At 33.7% G+C, this 15,612-nt stretch carries 14 protein-coding genes; all 14 read left to right on the top strand.

The window, feature by feature from the left end:
* The 14 genes from N5C46_RS13565 (at position 1) to N5C46_RS13505 (ending at position 15,554) form a co-directional block, all read left to right on the top strand.
* Complete coding sequence (locus N5C46_RS13565) at positions 1–1,029, top strand: glycosyltransferase family 2 protein (protein ID WP_261749077.1); 1,029 nt, start codon at positions 1–3, stop codon at positions 1,027–1,029.
* A 13-nt stretch (positions 1,030–1,042) separates the two neighbouring features.
* Positions 1,043–2,209 (top strand): polysaccharide pyruvyl transferase family protein, encoded by a 1,167-nt coding sequence (locus tag N5C46_RS13560; RefSeq protein WP_261749076.1) that lies wholly within the window; start codon positions 1,043–1,045, stop codon positions 2,207–2,209.
* Between the two features lie 8 nt (positions 2,210–2,217).
* Complete coding sequence (locus N5C46_RS13555) at positions 2,218–3,411, top strand: glycosyltransferase (RefSeq protein WP_261749075.1); 1,194 nt, start codon at positions 2,218–2,220, stop codon at positions 3,409–3,411.
* Positions 3,412–3,421: 10 nt separating this feature from the next.
* Complete coding sequence (locus tag N5C46_RS13550) at positions 3,422–4,603, top strand: glycosyltransferase (protein WP_261749074.1); 1,182 nt, start codon at positions 3,422–3,424, stop codon at positions 4,601–4,603.
* Positions 4,604–4,828: 225 nt separating this feature from the next.
* Entirely contained in the window at positions 4,829–6,031 is a 1,203-nt protein-coding gene (locus N5C46_RS13545) for a glycoside hydrolase family 88 protein (protein WP_261749073.1), read from the top strand.
* Between the two features lie 128 nt (positions 6,032–6,159).
* Positions 6,160–7,719 carry a lipopolysaccharide biosynthesis protein gene (locus tag N5C46_RS13540; protein ID WP_261749072.1) on the top strand — a complete coding sequence of 520 codons (1,560 nt, stop codon included), beginning with the start codon at positions 6,160–6,162 and terminating at the stop codon, positions 7,717–7,719.
* Positions 7,720–8,266: 547 nt separating this feature from the next.
* Entirely contained in the window at positions 8,267–8,653 is a 387-nt protein-coding gene (locus N5C46_RS23325; protein WP_420720461.1) for a VanZ family protein, read from the top strand.
* A 58-nt stretch (positions 8,654–8,711) separates the two neighbouring features.
* Positions 8,712–10,640, top strand: a complete 1,929-nt coding sequence (locus N5C46_RS13535; protein ID WP_261749071.1) for an asparagine synthase-related protein — start codon at positions 8,712–8,714, stop codon at positions 10,638–10,640.
* A 14-nt stretch (positions 10,641–10,654) separates the two neighbouring features.
* Positions 10,655–10,780 (top strand): paeninodin family lasso peptide, encoded by a 126-nt coding sequence (locus N5C46_RS13530; RefSeq protein WP_261749070.1) that lies wholly within the window; start codon positions 10,655–10,657, stop codon positions 10,778–10,780.
* A gap of 84 nt (positions 10,781–10,864) precedes the next feature.
* The gene (locus N5C46_RS13525) at positions 10,865–11,791 is read left to right on the top strand and encodes a phosphoenolpyruvate carboxykinase (ATP) (protein WP_261749069.1); all 927 of its coding nucleotides are present in this window, start codon (positions 10,865–10,867) and stop codon (positions 11,789–11,791) included.
* The gene (locus N5C46_RS13520; protein ID WP_261749068.1) at positions 11,792–12,091 is read left to right on the top strand and encodes a lasso peptide biosynthesis PqqD family chaperone; all 300 of its coding nucleotides are present in this window, start codon (positions 11,792–11,794) and stop codon (positions 12,089–12,091) included.
* Between the two features lie 28 nt (positions 12,092–12,119).
* On the top strand, positions 12,120–12,587 hold the full coding sequence (locus N5C46_RS13515; protein WP_420720460.1) for a lasso peptide biosynthesis B2 protein: 468 nt from the start codon (positions 12,120–12,122) through the stop codon (positions 12,585–12,587).
* Entirely contained in the window at positions 12,565–13,743 is a 1,179-nt protein-coding gene (locus N5C46_RS13510; protein ID WP_261749066.1) for a nucleotidyltransferase domain-containing protein, read from the top strand. Before N5C46_RS13515 ends, N5C46_RS13510 begins: the two co-directional genes overlap by 23 nt.
* Before the next feature lie 11 nt (positions 13,744–13,754).
* On the top strand, positions 13,755–15,554 hold the full coding sequence (locus N5C46_RS13505) for an ABC transporter ATP-binding protein (protein ID WP_261749065.1): 1,800 nt from the start codon (positions 13,755–13,757) through the stop codon (positions 15,552–15,554).
* Positions 15,555–15,612: the final 58 nt, after the last annotated feature.

Genomic DNA, 15,612 nt, shown 5'->3' with positions numbered 1-15,612 from the left:
TTGATTATTAAAGTCAGTGTCATTATACCAGTCTTTAATGCAGAGAAATATATAGCTCAGTGCCTGGACTCCCTTTTATCTCAAACGCTTTATGAGTGCGAGTTCATTTTTGTAAATGACGGTTCAAAAGATAAATGCAAGGAAATTATTGAAGAATATCAACTATTAGATCAAAGAGTCAAGCTTATTAACCAAGAAAATCAGGGTGTCAGTATAGCTAGAAATAATGGGATGAAGGTGGCAAAAGGTGAGTACATTGGTTTTGTTGATGCGGATGATTACGTGGGAGAAGAATACTTTAAAACACTGTATCAGGCAGCCATAGAAGATAGTCATGATCTAATTATTTCGAATTGTAAAAGCTATTGTGATGGCAAAGTATTTATTACCACTTATTCCTTCCCAAAGAATCAGACTCTTGAAGAAGGTATGATAAAAGAACTAATTTCCTATTTTTTAAAAGAAGACAATTGTAATTCTGTGTGGAATAAATTATATAAACATCTAGTTATTAAAGAGAACAACTTGGAATTTCCGAAGCAAGTAGCTCTGGGGGAGGATGGGTTGTTTAATTTGTATTTTTTATCTTTCTCAAACAAGGTAAAGTATATTAATTACACAGGATACATCTATAGAGAGGTAAAAGGAAGTGCAACACGAAATATCCAAGAAAAGGACTATTTTCAAAGAGCGATTGATGTTTATCAATATAAGTATCCAGCTTCATTACAGCTTCAATTGGATTATCAAAAGGTACGGACCTTTAAAGCAATAAAATTGATAAAGAATGTAATGTCATTTATTCATCTATATTATACTCCCACAAAAGAAGTGAGTTTTAAGAAAAGATATTTGTACATAAAAATGATGCTCTCGCACCCATCAGTTATAGAATCTTTACCGTTATTTTACAGTGAAGATTATCCATTCTTAAGTAGATATGAAAAATTATTTGTTAAATTAATAAATCAAAGATCAACGTTGGGTCTTTATTTAGCTACTGCTTATAGCAGATTTAGGAACAAATAGGAGGAGAAAGAAAATGAAAGTGCTTATGTTTTTTCATGGTGGGAGTCAGAATAGAGGTTGTGAAGCAATCGTCCGGTCTTCCACGAAACTAATAAAAGAGTATGTAAAGGATGCTAAGGTATATTTAGTTTCAGGAAGACCTAAAACAGATGAAATCATATCGGAATTGGATGCTATTTATGATGGTTCTGATTGTTCCATAAATAAATTTTCATATGATTGGCTCTTATCTTCAGTAAAAGTAAAATTATTTAACGATGAGTCATTTGCGTTAGGGAAAATACATCAAAATATCATTAAACATATTAATCAAGCAGATGTTTGTCTCTCTATTGGTGGAGATAACTATTGCTACGGAGAACAACCAGGGTGGTATGAAATTAATAAGAGAGTAAAAGCTCAAGGGAAGAAGCTTGTGCTATGGGGATGCTCCATTGGAGAAGAAGATCTTTCAGAGAGGAAATTAGAGGATTTAAAATTATTTGATCTTATCCTGGCACGTGAAACACTTACATTAAATGTATTAAGAAGCAAAGGATTATCAAACGTTAAATTATGTGCAGACTCTGCTTTTACTTTAGAGAAAGAAGAGCTCCCCTTACCTGAAGGCTGGCAGGAAGGAAACACAGTTGGTATTAACTTCAGTCCACTTGTGTGGAGAAGAAACGAGAAATCAAAAGCAGCTGTAAAGAGCTTAATAAACCACATCCTCGAAACGACTAATTTGACCATTGCCCTTACGCCCCATGTCATTGATGATGGTAATAATGATTATGAGATACTCAAGTCCTTTCATGAAGAATATAAACATACAGGAAGAGTTTTATTGTTACCAGACCATTTAAATGCAACACAATATAAAGGTTATATTGCAAGAATGAGATTTTTTATAGGAGCAAGAACCCATGCAACCATTGCTGCATACTCAAGTTTAGTCCCGACCATGGTATTGGGATACAGTGTGAAATCAAAAGGAATTGCAAAGGATATTTTTGGGGAAGAAAAGCTTGTATTGGGGATTGATGAAATTTCAGAGAGTAAAACTCTTATCGGAAAATTTAATAAATTAATAGTAGAAGAAGAGGAAATTCGTCAGAAACTAGAACAGTCCATCCCTGAAATTAATAAAATGTCACACAAAGCTGTCAGCTATTTAAATAATCTTTTTGCATTGGTGTGAGGAGAAATATGAAAAAAAACATCCTGTTTATTATGCCAAGTCTGTCAGCGGGTGGAGGGGAAAAAAGTTTAGTGAATCTGTTATCACAGATTGATTATACTTTATACAATGTAGATTTATTTCTGTTTAACCATGAGGGTCTTTTTATGGATTTTATACCTAAAGAGGTAAACGTTCTACCTTTACCTAAAATGCTCACTATTTTTTCTTCACCCTTATTATCTTCTGTAACAAAGTTCCTTCTAAAAGGGAAATTAAATTTAGTTTTTAACAGATTCATGTTCTGGCTTAACAACAGAACTAAAAACAGTATCTCAATCAAAGAACAGAAAAGTTGGAAGTATCTATCAGCATCAATAGCTGGAATTCAGAAAAAGTATGATACTGCTATAGGTTTCCTAGAAAAAACCTCTACGTATTTCTGTGTAGAAAAAGTTGATGCCAAAAATAAAATTGGTTGGGTTCATATCGATTACGATAATCTAGGCATGAACCCTGATATAGATGTAAAATATTTCGAAAAACTAGATAATATCGTTACTGTTTCGGAAGAATGCGCTGCAATTCTGCGAAATCGATTCCCGACAGAAAAAGAGAAGATTAGTGTAATCTATAATATTGTATCTCCTACTATGATTAATAAGATGGCAGATCAATATAATGATAAAGTATACAACAAAAAGGAAAACGAAGTGACTATCTTATCCATTGGGAGGTTGCATTATCAAAAAGGATATGAGCTTTCAATTAGAGCGTGTAAAAAGCTGGTAGAGGATGGATATAATATAAAATGGTACGTCATTGGAGAAGGTGAGGAGCGAGCCAAGTTAACGAATTTAATAAGTGAGCTTAACTTATACGATCATTTTATATTATTAGGGTTAAAAGCAAATCCCTATCCTTTCATTAAACAGGCAGATATCTATGTTCAAACGTCTAGATTCGAAGGGAAGTCTATTGCGCTAGATGAGGCTAAAATTCTAAAGAAACCAATTGTTGTAACTAATTTCAGTACAGCCAAAGATCAGATTAAACATAAAGTGGATGGAATGATCGTGGAAATGAATCCATGTTCGGTAGCTTCAGAAATAGAATCAATTATAGAAAATCAATCATTAAGGGAATTACTAATAAATAATCTCTCTAAATTAGACTTGGGGACGGAACAAGAGATCCAAAAACTTTATCAGATTTGTAATTAGGTGGGAGAAAATGAAGAAAAATCTGTTATTTATTATGAATAATTTGAACTGTGGAGGCGCAGAGAAGTCATTAGTTACCTTGTTACAGTCTATAGATTACTCGAAGTATAATGTTGATTTATATCTCTTTAAACATGAGGGATTGTTTATGGGGAAGATACCTGAACAAGTTAACATTCTTGAACAACCAAATGAATTTAGATATTTCAATATGTCATTAAAAAATGCATTAGTTGAATGCTTAATAAAAAAGAAGTTTAGTATTGCTTTAGGAAGAATTTGTACAGGAATAATATACAAGGTTGAAAAGAATGCATTTCGATCAGATCAAAGAGTTTGGAAGTATGTCTCTAAAGCATTGGGAGAAATCGAAAGAGAATATGACAGTGCTATTGCATATTTGGAAATGGCCCCTATTTATTTTATTGTTGAAAAAGTAAAGGCTAAAAATAAGATTGGATGGATTCATACAAACTATACAAACTCAGGAATGGATAAAACGATTGATAAACCTTTTTTTGAAAAACTAAACTATATTGTTACCGTATCGAGTGAATGTGCGAAGTCCTTACAACTCAATTTTTCTCCTATCAAAGATAAAATACAAATTATTAATAATATCGTTTCTCCTAAGGTTATAAATAGTCTTGCAAAAACTAAGAAAGAAATAATAAAAAGTCAAGATCATTTAACGGTTATGACTGTGGCTAGACTGTGTGAGGTAAAAGGAATTGATTTAGCAATAGAGGCATGTGAAATATTAGTTGCAAAAGGTATAAAAATAATATGGTATGTAATTGGGGAAGGTGAATATGCTTATTATAATAACCTTATTCAATTAAAAGGACTTGAAAAACACATTATTCTTATGGGAGTAAAAGAAAATCCCTATTCTTATATGGAACAAGCTGATATATATGTCCAGCCATCTAGGTTTGAAGGTAAGTCAATTGCTATCGAAGAAGCCAAAATACTACAAAAGCCCATTATTGTAACAAATTTTAAAACAGCTAAAGAGCAAATAGTTCATAACGAAAATGGATTAATTGTAAAAATGAATCCATCTTCAATTTCAGAAGGGGTAATAGAGTTGTTATCGAATAGGGATCTAAGGAATAAATTTAGGAGAGCATTAGCATTAGAAGATCTGGGTAACGAAAGTGAAATTAATAAATTTTATCAATTATTATAATTTCAAAAAAATGTATTGGGTGTTATTATAAAACGAATAATGAAGTCAGAGTTCTTACAAGGATAGATGATTATATAATAAACATCAAATAAAATACAAAACGCAAGAGTTAATAATGAAACGTGGACAGCAGGTTGGAACTTCATTAAAAAGGAGTTGCTAAACGAACTGAATAAGGAATCTGGTAATGTAAAATAAGGTATCACCTGAGAAAGGGTAGATAAAATGATTCGTGAAACCGCAATTATTGTTATCGTATTTGTCCTATTGTTAGTTGTTACATTTGATCTGTATCCTATTATTAAAAGGTGGGTATTAAGAATTCATATAGGGAGATATCAAGATCAACAATCGTGGAACAAATCAATAATTAATAAAGCAACTGTTTGGATAAATCATACTCCGAAAATTAAAGTCACGGATAACTCAAGGTTAGTTGTAATAGACATTTTAAAAGGAAATTACACAAAAAGTGCAATCCAGCATTGGCAAGAAGCATCTCTTTTACTGGGTTTAGCAGAATACATTAAATCTCAAGAAGATTCTAAGATTAAGGATAAAATAACAATATATTTAAACTCTAAGTTTACTAGTGATGGGCAATGGGCTCAAAAGCCTGAACATATTGATTGCGCAATATTAGCTTATTCAATATTTAAATTGCCATTTATCGAGGTTGAAAAATATAAACCAGCATTAGATTACACTTGGGAATTAATCAAACAACATATTGGAAATGATGGTACAGTGGGATATAGAAAATCTATGATGAACTACAGGTATGTAGATACAATAGGTTTTATATGTCCCTTTTTGATAAATTATGGAGTCTATTTTAACAGTGAGGAAAGTATTGAGTTAGCAATAAAGCAGATTAAAGAGTATGAGCAAAATGGTATGTTAAATGGCTTTCATATCCCATCCCACGTATATAAGGTGGAAAAAAAATTGCCCTTGGGATTAATCGGGTGGGGAAGAGGGTTAGGATGGTTTGCTATTGGAGTAGTTGACTCGTGGTTAGATTTACCGATTAGTCATAAATACAAATCCACTTTAGAAGAGAGTGTAAAGAAAGTTGCTATAGCAGCAATGAACTTCCAACAAGAAAATGGCAGTTGGAATTGGACGATCACTCGTAATGAAGCAAGAGCAGACTCATCAACAACTGCTATGCTAGCTTGGCTACTCATAAACGCGTCTGAAATAAATGAAATAGGTGAGAGGAGTTATCGAAGTTCTGAGAAAGCTATACAATACTTAATGAGTGTGACCAGAAGAGATGGGGCAGTAGAGTTTTCACAAGGAGATACTAAAGATATTGGTGTTTATTCCAATTCTTATGAGGTTCTTCCATTTACCCAGGGGTTTTGCATAAGAAATATTAATTCTTACAATAGGTTACTCAATAAACTAAAATTAACTTCATAACATGAATGAGTGCGTAAGAATGAATATAAAGCGCAACCCTACTTTTAATAAAATGAAAAAATTCCAAAATTGTTTGAATTCTGTTTGGAGGCTTTCTTAATATTGCATTATGAATTAAGGGGATAGTTATGAGAACCAAACATTCTATTTTTAATATTACTGCAGGACTAGCAAATCAACTGATCATCACTTCATTAAGCTTCATATCAAGGACCATATTTATCAGTGCTTTAGGAATCGAATACTTAGGTATCCAAGGTCTATTCACTAATATCTTTGCTATGCTTTCTCTGGCTGAAGCGGGAATTGGTTCTAGTATTATTTACAGTTTATATAAACCTGTAGCTGATCATAATATTGGCAGGATAAACGCTCTTATGAGGCTATATAAACATGCGTATCTTGCAATTGCAGTGGTAATTCTAATTCTGGGTCTACTATTATTCCCGTTTCTTCCCCTATTTTTAAAAGACTCGAGTGTAGGTCAAATCAACATTATTTACTTTATATTCTTACTGAATACAGTAGCCCCTTACTTGTTTCAGTATAAGATTTCATTTCTGAATGTTAATCAAAAAAACTATATTGTTACTTTAATATATTCGGCATCATCAATCATTACTATGTGCTTAAAAATCGGAATACTTTACTATACTAAAAACTTTATATTATTTCTCATAGTAGAAAGCGTCATTACCATAAGTACTTCAATCCTTTTAGCAGGGTTAGTGGATAAAAGGTATCCATTTTTAAAAAATATTGAAGCAATTAAACTGGACGCTGCAACAAAAAAAGGAATAATAAAAAATATAAAAGCGATTATCCTGCAGAATGTGGGTGTTTTTTTAGTTTTAAGTACAGATAACATCATTATTTCTTCTTTTGTTGGTGTAGCGGCAGTTGGCCTTTATTCAAACTATAGTATGTTGATCGAAATATGTCGTAATTTTTCTTATCAAATTTCAAATAATATTCATCATAGTGTAGGGAATTTAGTAGCTACAGAAAATAAAGAAAAGGTTTATAGTATTTTCAAGGTTTCTATGTTCTCAAATTTTTGGCTGTATTCATTTTCGTCTATTTTTCTGTATGTGGTTATTGAGCCATTTATTACGCTCTGGATTGGTAAAGAGTTTCTAATGAATAAAACTATACTAATTATTTTGCTATTGATATTTTTCGAACGCGGAATGAGAAACTCCATTACTATGGTTAAAAATACAGCAGGAATATATCATGAAGATCGCTTTGCTCCCTTAATTCAAGCTGCGATAAATTTAGGTGCATCTCTGATTTTAGTAAAGTTTATCGGGATTACAGGTGTTTTTCTAGGAACATTAATTAGTGTTATTTCTGTGCCATTATGGCTGACTCCGTTGCTAGTATACCGAAAAGTGTTCCAGATGCATTTCTCTAAATATTTGAGGATTTATTTCTGTTATTTCGTAGTTGGTCTAGCCACATGCCTTATTACCGAATCTCTTTGTAAATACATCCTTCCCCAGGGTGATTTAAACTTCATACTGAAAGTTATTACTTGCTTATTGGTACCTAATATAATATTTACCGCTCTATTTTTTAGGACACAAGAATTTAGTTATCTAGTAAATGTGGGGGTAAGCACATCAAGGAATATTTGCAAAAGAATTATGATAAGGAGCCAACATAGAAAAAAAGTCAGTGCATGAAATAGACTATTGAAGTAATAAACGTTCCGCTTTTGGGTTTAGAATCGAGTTGGGGGGGAAGGGGTAAAGACTTTGTGAATTTGTTGCTGTATGTAATATTAATAGAGTTGTAAGTAGCGGACAAATAATAAAATTTAAAGTGAGGAGTTGAATTAGAAAAGAAAATAGATTTAGTTACTGCTTATTTTTTCCGGTATCCTTTCCTTCCTCTGTATGTTCCAATCTTTATAAAAGATAACTTGTTATTAATACCGAAAATATTTAAATCAAATATATTTTTTGAAGGTTGTCTTTTTTATACCTCGAGATGTTATTGAAGGCAAATAAGAAATGATCGACAACCATCTAAGCCATGGTAAAAAGAATTTTGATAAATATTGCTTCAAAAATCTCTTGAATACTTTATTATCACTTGCGTTCTTTATAAAATTGTAGTATTGTTCTTTATATAGTACAAATTAGGTATTTATAACCAGTTTGGGGGGATGAGTACAATTTGACCCTTTTTCTAAAGAAAATTGTGTTAGGATTACTCACTATAGGCTACATGACGCTCATTTGGTACCAATCAAGTCACTTTAATCCTGAAATCATCTATTACAGTGGTCTCACTCTTGCTCCACGTATTATTTTATTAGCGGGCCTTATACTGGAATCACTTCACTTAATAGAATTTGGCATATTATATGTACTCATTACTTCTTTTCAGCTGTCTTTTGGCAACCTCAACCACCGTAAAGAAATCACTGCAATCATCCTTTCTTTTTTATATTCAGTTACTGACGAGTTACATCAGTTATTTGTTCCATTCCGCACCTTTTCAGTAGGTGACCTTATTAAGAATTTAATTGGAATTCTTATAATGTGGTGGCTATTTAGATATTTACATTACAGAAAAAGAATGAAAGCAAGGGAAAAAACGTTTCCTTATTAAATTAGTATTGATTGTATGTTCGTTATTAAGAATTTAGTGAAAATGGGGGAGGGTTTTCATGAGTGCAATTGCTGGAAGTTACAACATTAATCAAGAGCCGATATCTTATGACCACATATCCACAATGATGAATGCCTTAAACAAATACCCGGCTGATGATATACAGATTCTTCAAAAGGATAACGTGTTTTTCGGGTGCCATTCTCAATGGATTACCCCTGAATCAGTTGGGGAAAAAAACCCTTTATATGATTCTGAAAGGCAACTGGTAATTACAGCAGACGCCATAATCGACAATAGAGAAGAGCTTTTTAATAAATTGAATATAAGCAAGAGTAATAGAAAAGAGATCTCAGACAGTAAACTAATTTTACTATCGTATTATAAGTGGCAAGAAGATTGTCCGCAGTATTTGGTTGGGGATTTTGCATTTGTGATTTGGGATGAAAAGAGACAAAAGTTATTTGGAGCAAGAGATTTTTCAGGAGCCCGTACGCTCTATTATTATAGTGATTCCAATAAGATAGCCTTTTGCTCATTAATGAAGCCGTTGCTTAAGCTTCCCTATGTGGAAAATGAAATTAGTGAACAATGGACGGCAGAGTTTCTGGCCATTCCATGGAATTTTGAAACCGTTGATACTGGAAGCACTGTATATAAAAAAATTAAACAAATTCCACCTTCTCACTCCATTACCTTGTGCGATGGGGAATTGAGACTAAATCGATATTCAACTCTTATAGCAAAAGATAAGCTGAATCTGAAATCCAATGAAGAATACGAAGAAGCATTTTTAGAAGTTTTTAATGAAGCTATTCATTCAAGGTTACGTTCAAACTATTCAATTGGCGCACACTTAAGTGGAGGTTTGGATTCAGGCTCAGTGGCATGTTTAGCTGCAAATTCTCTTAAGGAAGAAAAAAAAGAGAAGTTACATACCTTTAGCTATATTCCTATTGAAGGATTTATCGATTGGACACCGAAAAGCCGAGTTGCAAATGAAAGACCTCTCATCCAATCAACCGTAAATTTTAATGGAAACATCAAAGATCATTATTTTACCTTCGAAGAAAAAAGCCCTCTTAGCGAAATAGATGGCTGGTTAGATGCTCTTGAGATGCCCTACAAGTACTTTGAAAATACATTCTGGCTTAGAGGAATGTTTGAAAAAGCTCAAGAACAAGGAATCAGAATTCTACTGAATGGGCAAAGGGGAAATTGGACAGTTTCTTGGGGACCTGCGATTGATTACCAAGCAAATTTAATGAGGAAATTTAAATTTCTTCGTTTTTACAAAGAAATATCAGAGTATAGTGCAAATGTTGGTGTTCCTAAATCCAGAGTACTGTCTGTAGTTTCAAAAAAGATGTATTCAACTATTAATAAGTATAAAAAGCAGGAATTATTACCCTCAATGATCGATTCAGACTTTGCTAAGAAAACAAGGGTATATGAAACGTTACAACAGCATGAGATAGATTTAACAGGTACTCTAACCGATTCATATGAAATAAAGAAAAAGCAATTTGAACAACTTTTTTATTGGAATATAACGGGTACCTATAGTTCTAAATTATCCATCCATCACGCTGTATGGGATCGGGACCCTACAAACGACTTAAGGGTAGTGAACTTTTGTTTATCCGTTCCAGAGGAGCAATATGTACAAAATGGATTTAGTAGATCGCTTATTAGGAGATCCACAAAGGGTATTTTACCGGATAGCATTAGACTCAACCAGCGTACCAGAGGGGTTCAAGGTGCCGATGGTATACACAGAATGATGCCAGTCTGGAGGGAGTTTATACAAGAACTTGAGGAATTAACTAAAGACTCTTTGGTAGCTGATGTAATGAATATTCCGGCGATAAAGAGTGCGATTGACACGTATAAACACGAACCAAGGGCAGAACAAATTTATGATTTAGATTTTAGACTATTGATGCGCAGTTTAATTTTTTATCGATTTATGAAGAAGGTATCTTGAAAGGGGGTGGGAAAATGAAAAAAGCGTGGGAGAAACCAGTTTTAGAAGTTCTAGATGTGAATATGACAATGGCTGGACCAGGAATCAGAACTCCAGATGGAGTACAGCCGGATGTAGATGAAGTTGTACATTACAGCTAATTATTATTTGTATTAATCTTTGGCCCTTATATCAGTATTTGAAATATAAGGGCTTTTACTAAATATACCTTTGGAGTGAAAAAAATGATTAGTACGATAAATAATACAATTTATAATGCCTTTGGATTACACATATCCAGTGAAATAAGATTACCCGAGGTTCCAATTGCGTCAATTATGTTAAATGACGTCAATGTCAAAATTGTATTAGAAGATCTAACAGAATGTTGGAATCAAAAGGGAATAGAAGGGAAGATTGTAGTTGTAGAAGAAATGGTAGTGTTTAAGGTAAAGAACCTGGCGATCTTTTCAATTCAAGAAGGAAAAAGAGTTATCGTATCACCATTATCTGAATGGGATGAAAATAAAACAAGACTTTATCTGTTGGGAACTTGTATGGGAGTTATTTTACTACAGAGGGGGATGATCCCATTACATGGGAGTGCCATCGTGATTGATGGAAGAGCATATGGGATCGTAGGGGATTCCGGAGTGGGTAAATCAACTTTAACTACAGCGTTTATTAAATCAGGGTATAAGTTTTTAAGTGATGATGTGATAGCTGTTTCTCTTTCTGAAAAGAACATTCCATTCGTTAATCCGTCCTACCCGCAACAGAAATTATGGCAGGATAGCCTAGATGTGTTTGGATTTGATTCTCAACAATTTAAACCATTGTTTGATCGAGAAAACAAATATGCGGTTCCTGTAGAGGAGAATTTTCATTCTGAACCTAAACCTCTCGCAGGAATAATTGAATTAATTAAAACAGAAGAAGAACATATGGAAGTTTGCCAACTGAGCAACTTAAATAAGGTACATACATTATTTAAACACACATTTCGTAATTTCCTGGTTCAAAGATTAAGTTTATTAGATTGGCACTTTCACCATTCAACCGAAATAGCCAATCAAATACAGATACATCAACTGAAAAGACCCTTACAAGGAATGACTCCAGAACAATTGGTTCATCATGTATTAACATTATTTGAAGAAGGGAGAACTTAAATGATTAAGCACAAAAAGTTAACTCCGACTAATCATATTCAACAAAGAAAAGGAAATATTGTAAGCAATATGAACGGAGAAATGGTGATGTTAAGTATTCATAATGGTAAGTATTATAACTTTGGAGAAATTGGAGGACAAATATGGAGGTCGATTAATGGTACAATTTCCATTGATTCCTTAGTAGGTACATTAATGGAAACGTATGAAATTGAGGAAGAAACATGTAGAGAGCAGGTACTTTTATTTTTAGAAGATCTTCTGACTGAACAGTTAATCGAAGTGGTTAAATATGACTGAAGCATATTAGGTGATTACATTGAAAAAGATGACAGCATTTATTTCATTAAATCATAGAGAGCGAGTAATGCTACTTGAGGCATATTTGTTATTAGGGTGGGCAAGAGTTTTAAAGTATTTTCCTTTTTCAAAGATAGCTCCTTCACTTGGTGAATTTATGACTGAATCTACCTATCTCCCTAAAGAAAAGGATATAGAAATAATAAAAAGCGTTAAAAGCTCTATTGAGATTATGAGCAAATATACTTTTTGGGAAAGTCAATGCTTAGTCAAAGCGATTGCCGGGATGAAAATGTTAAGGAGTAGAGGTATTGAATCCACCCTTTATCTGGGGACTGGTAGAGAAGAAGATAAATTAATTGCGCATGCATGGTTACGCAGCGGATCTTTGTATATTTCTGGAGCAGAGGGGATGGAGAAGTTCACGGTAGTTGGAAAATTCACTAAGAAAATAAATGGTAAAGGTGAAAAAAATGACTCCCAAACAGAGGCTTGATTTGAGTGGAATACCAAATGAACTACTATTGATTATAGATATTCTTAAACATGATACATTACAGGAAAATCGATTCCGTGCATCTTCAATAGACTGGGAAGAATTTATTAAACTTGTTAAACATCATCGTGTATATCCTCAGGTGTATATAAAGCTAGTTGAATATCCAATCACCTTAATTCCGCATCATGTAATGGAGCTCCTGAAACAACTCTATCAAAAAAATACCTTTCATATGCTTCACTTAAGTGGAGAGATGGTGAAGGTAAGCCAGTTATTTAGTGATAATAGTATTAAAGCTTTGTTCTTAAAAGGACCTATTCTCGCCACAGATATTTATGGGGGGCTTTCATTGAGAACATGCAGTGATCTGGATGTTCTAATACATATAGATTATCTTGACGAAGTTGACGCCCTTCTTAAATATAACGGATATAAAAAAGATGATTATATCACTACAGTTTTGAGTGACTGGAAATGGAGACACCACCATGTCACTTACTATCATCCAGAGAATAAAGTGAAAGTTGAAATTCATTGGAGGCTTAATCCAGGACCTAGTAAGGAACCAAGTTTTAACGAATTATGGTCCTCAAGAAGAGAAAAGCCCATCAACAGCCATAGTTCCCTTGCGTATTTAGGCAGAGAACATCTACTTTGCTTTTTACTTACTCATGGAGCTAGGCATGGATGGTCCAGGCTTAGGTGGTTAGAAGACGTTCGTTTACTCTTACAACAAGATATCGAGTGGGAAGATCTCGATGGAATATTAAGTGACTATCAATGTACTCATATATACAAAAAAACTCTGCTTTTATGCACTGAGCTATTTAATACAACTACTCATTTGGGAGACGAAAGGATTTTTGTGAATAAACAAACTTTCCGTTTAGCCCAGCAAACACTTTATTATTTGGAGAATAAGGTGAACCTTCACTCACCATCTCTTTCCGTTGAGATTGCTGAGTACCATAAGAAATATTTATTTTTAATTAAACCATTTCAACAAAAGGTATGGTTTTATTTAAGTCTTTTACATCCCTATCCAGAAGACTTACACACATTGTACCTCCCAAAAAAACTACACTTTTTATACTTTCCATTACGACCATTCTTATCAGTTTGGAGAAGAACAAGGAAAAATGCGTTGCAATAGGAGGGGGAAATATGAGTTCGGTTTGGTATTACCTAAATAAATTACGATCTATATCTGGGAAAATATTATATATCAATCTGATAGGTATGGTGATCATCAGTCTGTTGGAAGGGGTAGGTATCTTATTACTTATTCCTTTATTAGAGATAAGCGGTTTATTAGAAATGAATTCTATCGTAGAATCTAACCAACTATTCTCTCAATTCACTTCTTTGTTACCTCCTTCTATGTTACTTATCATTATACTTACAGGATTCCTCCTGATAATGGCTGGACAGCATTTGTTACACAGAAAAGTTTCTATACAAAATGTTAAAATTCAAGAAAAGTTTGGTAGGCAAATTAGAATTGATTTATATAAATCAATTCTTCATTCAAACTGGAGTTTTTTCTTAAGGAAGAAAAAGTCCGATCTAATTAATTCTTTAACTACAGAGCTAGCTCGTGTAATTGGAGGAGTTAACTTAGTTCTTCAGCTAACGTCAAACTTTATCTTTACGGTAATACAAATTGGTTTAGCTTTTTGGTTGTCAGCAGAAATGACATTCATGGTAGTAGTGTTTGGTCTCATTCTTAGTTTCTTTTCAAAAAAATTCATTATCCGATCAAAAAAAATTGGTTCACAAACATCGCTGAATGCTCAGGAGTATTTATCTGGAGTCACCGACCAATTTAATGGAATTAAAGAAGTCAAAAGTAATTTATTAGAAGAAACTCATTTACGCTGGATACAGGGATTAACCGCGAAAATGAGTGATGAGCAAATAAATTATATTAAGTTAACCACCTCTTCTCAATTATTTTATAAGATCTCTTCAGCGTGCTTGATTGTGATCTTTTTATATGTTTCATTAACGTTTTTTACGATTCAGAAAGAACAACTACTATTGGTCATTCTTATTTTTTCGCGTTTGTGGCCAAGATTTACGAGCATACAAACAAATATTGAAAAAATTGCATCAACTTTACCAGCGTTTATATCGATTAATGATCTTCATAAAGAATGTGTAGAAGCAACAGAATTCAATGGTGAAACTAGATATGACGATAATGAGCCAATAAAGATAGTGAAGAGCCTCAGTTGCAGGGACATAGCATTTCGTTACCATAAGAAAAACTCGTTATTCGCTTTAAAGGATATTCACCTAACCTTTCCCGTCAACAAAATGTCCGCAATCGTAGGACCTTCCGGAGCTGGAAAAAGCACATTGATTGATATCCTCATGGGGCTGAACCGTCCTGAGAGAGGGGAAGTACTGATTGATGGTATCCCACTCACCGCCAATAACCTTCTGTCTCTTAGAAAATCAATTAGCTATGTACCACAAGATCCATTCCTCTTTAATGCAAGCATACGTGAAAATCTTCAAATGATTCAGCCGGAAGCCACTGATGAAGATATCTGGGAAGCACTACAATTCTCATCAGCAGCTGAATTTGTTATGAACCTGCCAGAAGGGTTAGATACTCTAATTGGGGACCGGGGCATACGCTTATCCGGGGGAGAAAGACAAAGAATCGTACTTGCTAGGGCAATCTTGAAAAAACCATCGATACTCATACTAGATGAAGCCACCAGCGCCCTCGACAGCGAAAACGAAGCCAAAATTCAAGAAGCAATTGAGCGACTCAAAGGCAAAATGACCATCATTGTCATCGCACACCGCCTATCAACCATCCGAAATGCGGATCAGGTCATCGTATTGGATAAAGGACGTGTCGTTCAAGCTGGCGGATTTAATCAATTGGCAAATGAGAAGAAGAGCATGTTCAGTAACTTATTAGAAAAACAGATGAAGGCGATCCCATAAAAGCAACTGACTGTAGTCATTGCTTTTATGGGGTCTTTTTTGGTGGGGAGAAATAAAA

This window comes from Rossellomorea vietnamensis, assembly GCF_025398035.1.
Lineage (GTDB): Bacteria > Bacillota > Bacilli > Bacillales > Bacillaceae_B > Rossellomorea > Rossellomorea vietnamensis_B.
This window is presented reverse-complemented; position numbering and strand designations above follow the sequence as displayed.

What these genes read in the sequence shown, in the direction of transcription:
- N5C46_RS13560 (WP_261749076.1), top strand. Translation starts at nt 1,043, where the DNA reads ATGAAAGTGCTTATGTTTTTTCATGGTGGGAGTCAGAATAGAGGTTGT.
- N5C46_RS13555 (WP_261749075.1), top strand. Translation starts at nt 2,218, where the DNA reads ATGAAAAAAAACATCCTGTTTATTATGCCAAGTCTGTCAGCGGGTGGA.
- N5C46_RS13550 (WP_261749074.1), top strand. Translation starts at nt 3,422, where the DNA reads ATGAAGAAAAATCTGTTATTTATTATGAATAATTTGAACTGTGGAGGC.
- N5C46_RS13545 (WP_261749073.1), top strand. Translation starts at nt 4,829, where the DNA reads ATGATTCGTGAAACCGCAATTATTGTTATCGTATTTGTCCTATTGTTA.
- N5C46_RS13540 (WP_261749072.1), top strand. Translation starts at nt 6,160, where the DNA reads ATGAGAACCAAACATTCTATTTTTAATATTACTGCAGGACTAGCAAAT.
- N5C46_RS23325 (WP_420720461.1), top strand. Translation starts at nt 8,267, where the DNA reads ATGACGCTCATTTGGTACCAATCAAGTCACTTTAATCCTGAAATCATC.
- N5C46_RS13535 (WP_261749071.1), top strand. Translation starts at nt 8,712, where the DNA reads ATGAGTGCAATTGCTGGAAGTTACAACATTAATCAAGAGCCGATATCT.
- N5C46_RS13530 (WP_261749070.1), top strand. Translation starts at nt 10,655, where the DNA reads ATGAAAAAAGCGTGGGAGAAACCAGTTTTAGAAGTTCTAGATGTGAAT.
- N5C46_RS13525 (WP_261749069.1), top strand. Translation starts at nt 10,865, where the DNA reads ATGATTAGTACGATAAATAATACAATTTATAATGCCTTTGGATTACAC.
- N5C46_RS13520 (WP_261749068.1), top strand. Translation starts at nt 11,792, where the DNA reads ATGATTAAGCACAAAAAGTTAACTCCGACTAATCATATTCAACAAAGA.
- N5C46_RS13515 (WP_420720460.1), top strand. Translation starts at nt 12,120, where the DNA reads ATGACAGCATTTATTTCATTAAATCATAGAGAGCGAGTAATGCTACTT.
- N5C46_RS13510 (WP_261749066.1), top strand. Translation starts at nt 12,565, where the DNA reads ATGACTCCCAAACAGAGGCTTGATTTGAGTGGAATACCAAATGAACTA.
- N5C46_RS13505 (WP_261749065.1), top strand. Translation starts at nt 13,755, where the DNA reads ATGAGTTCGGTTTGGTATTACCTAAATAAATTACGATCTATATCTGGG.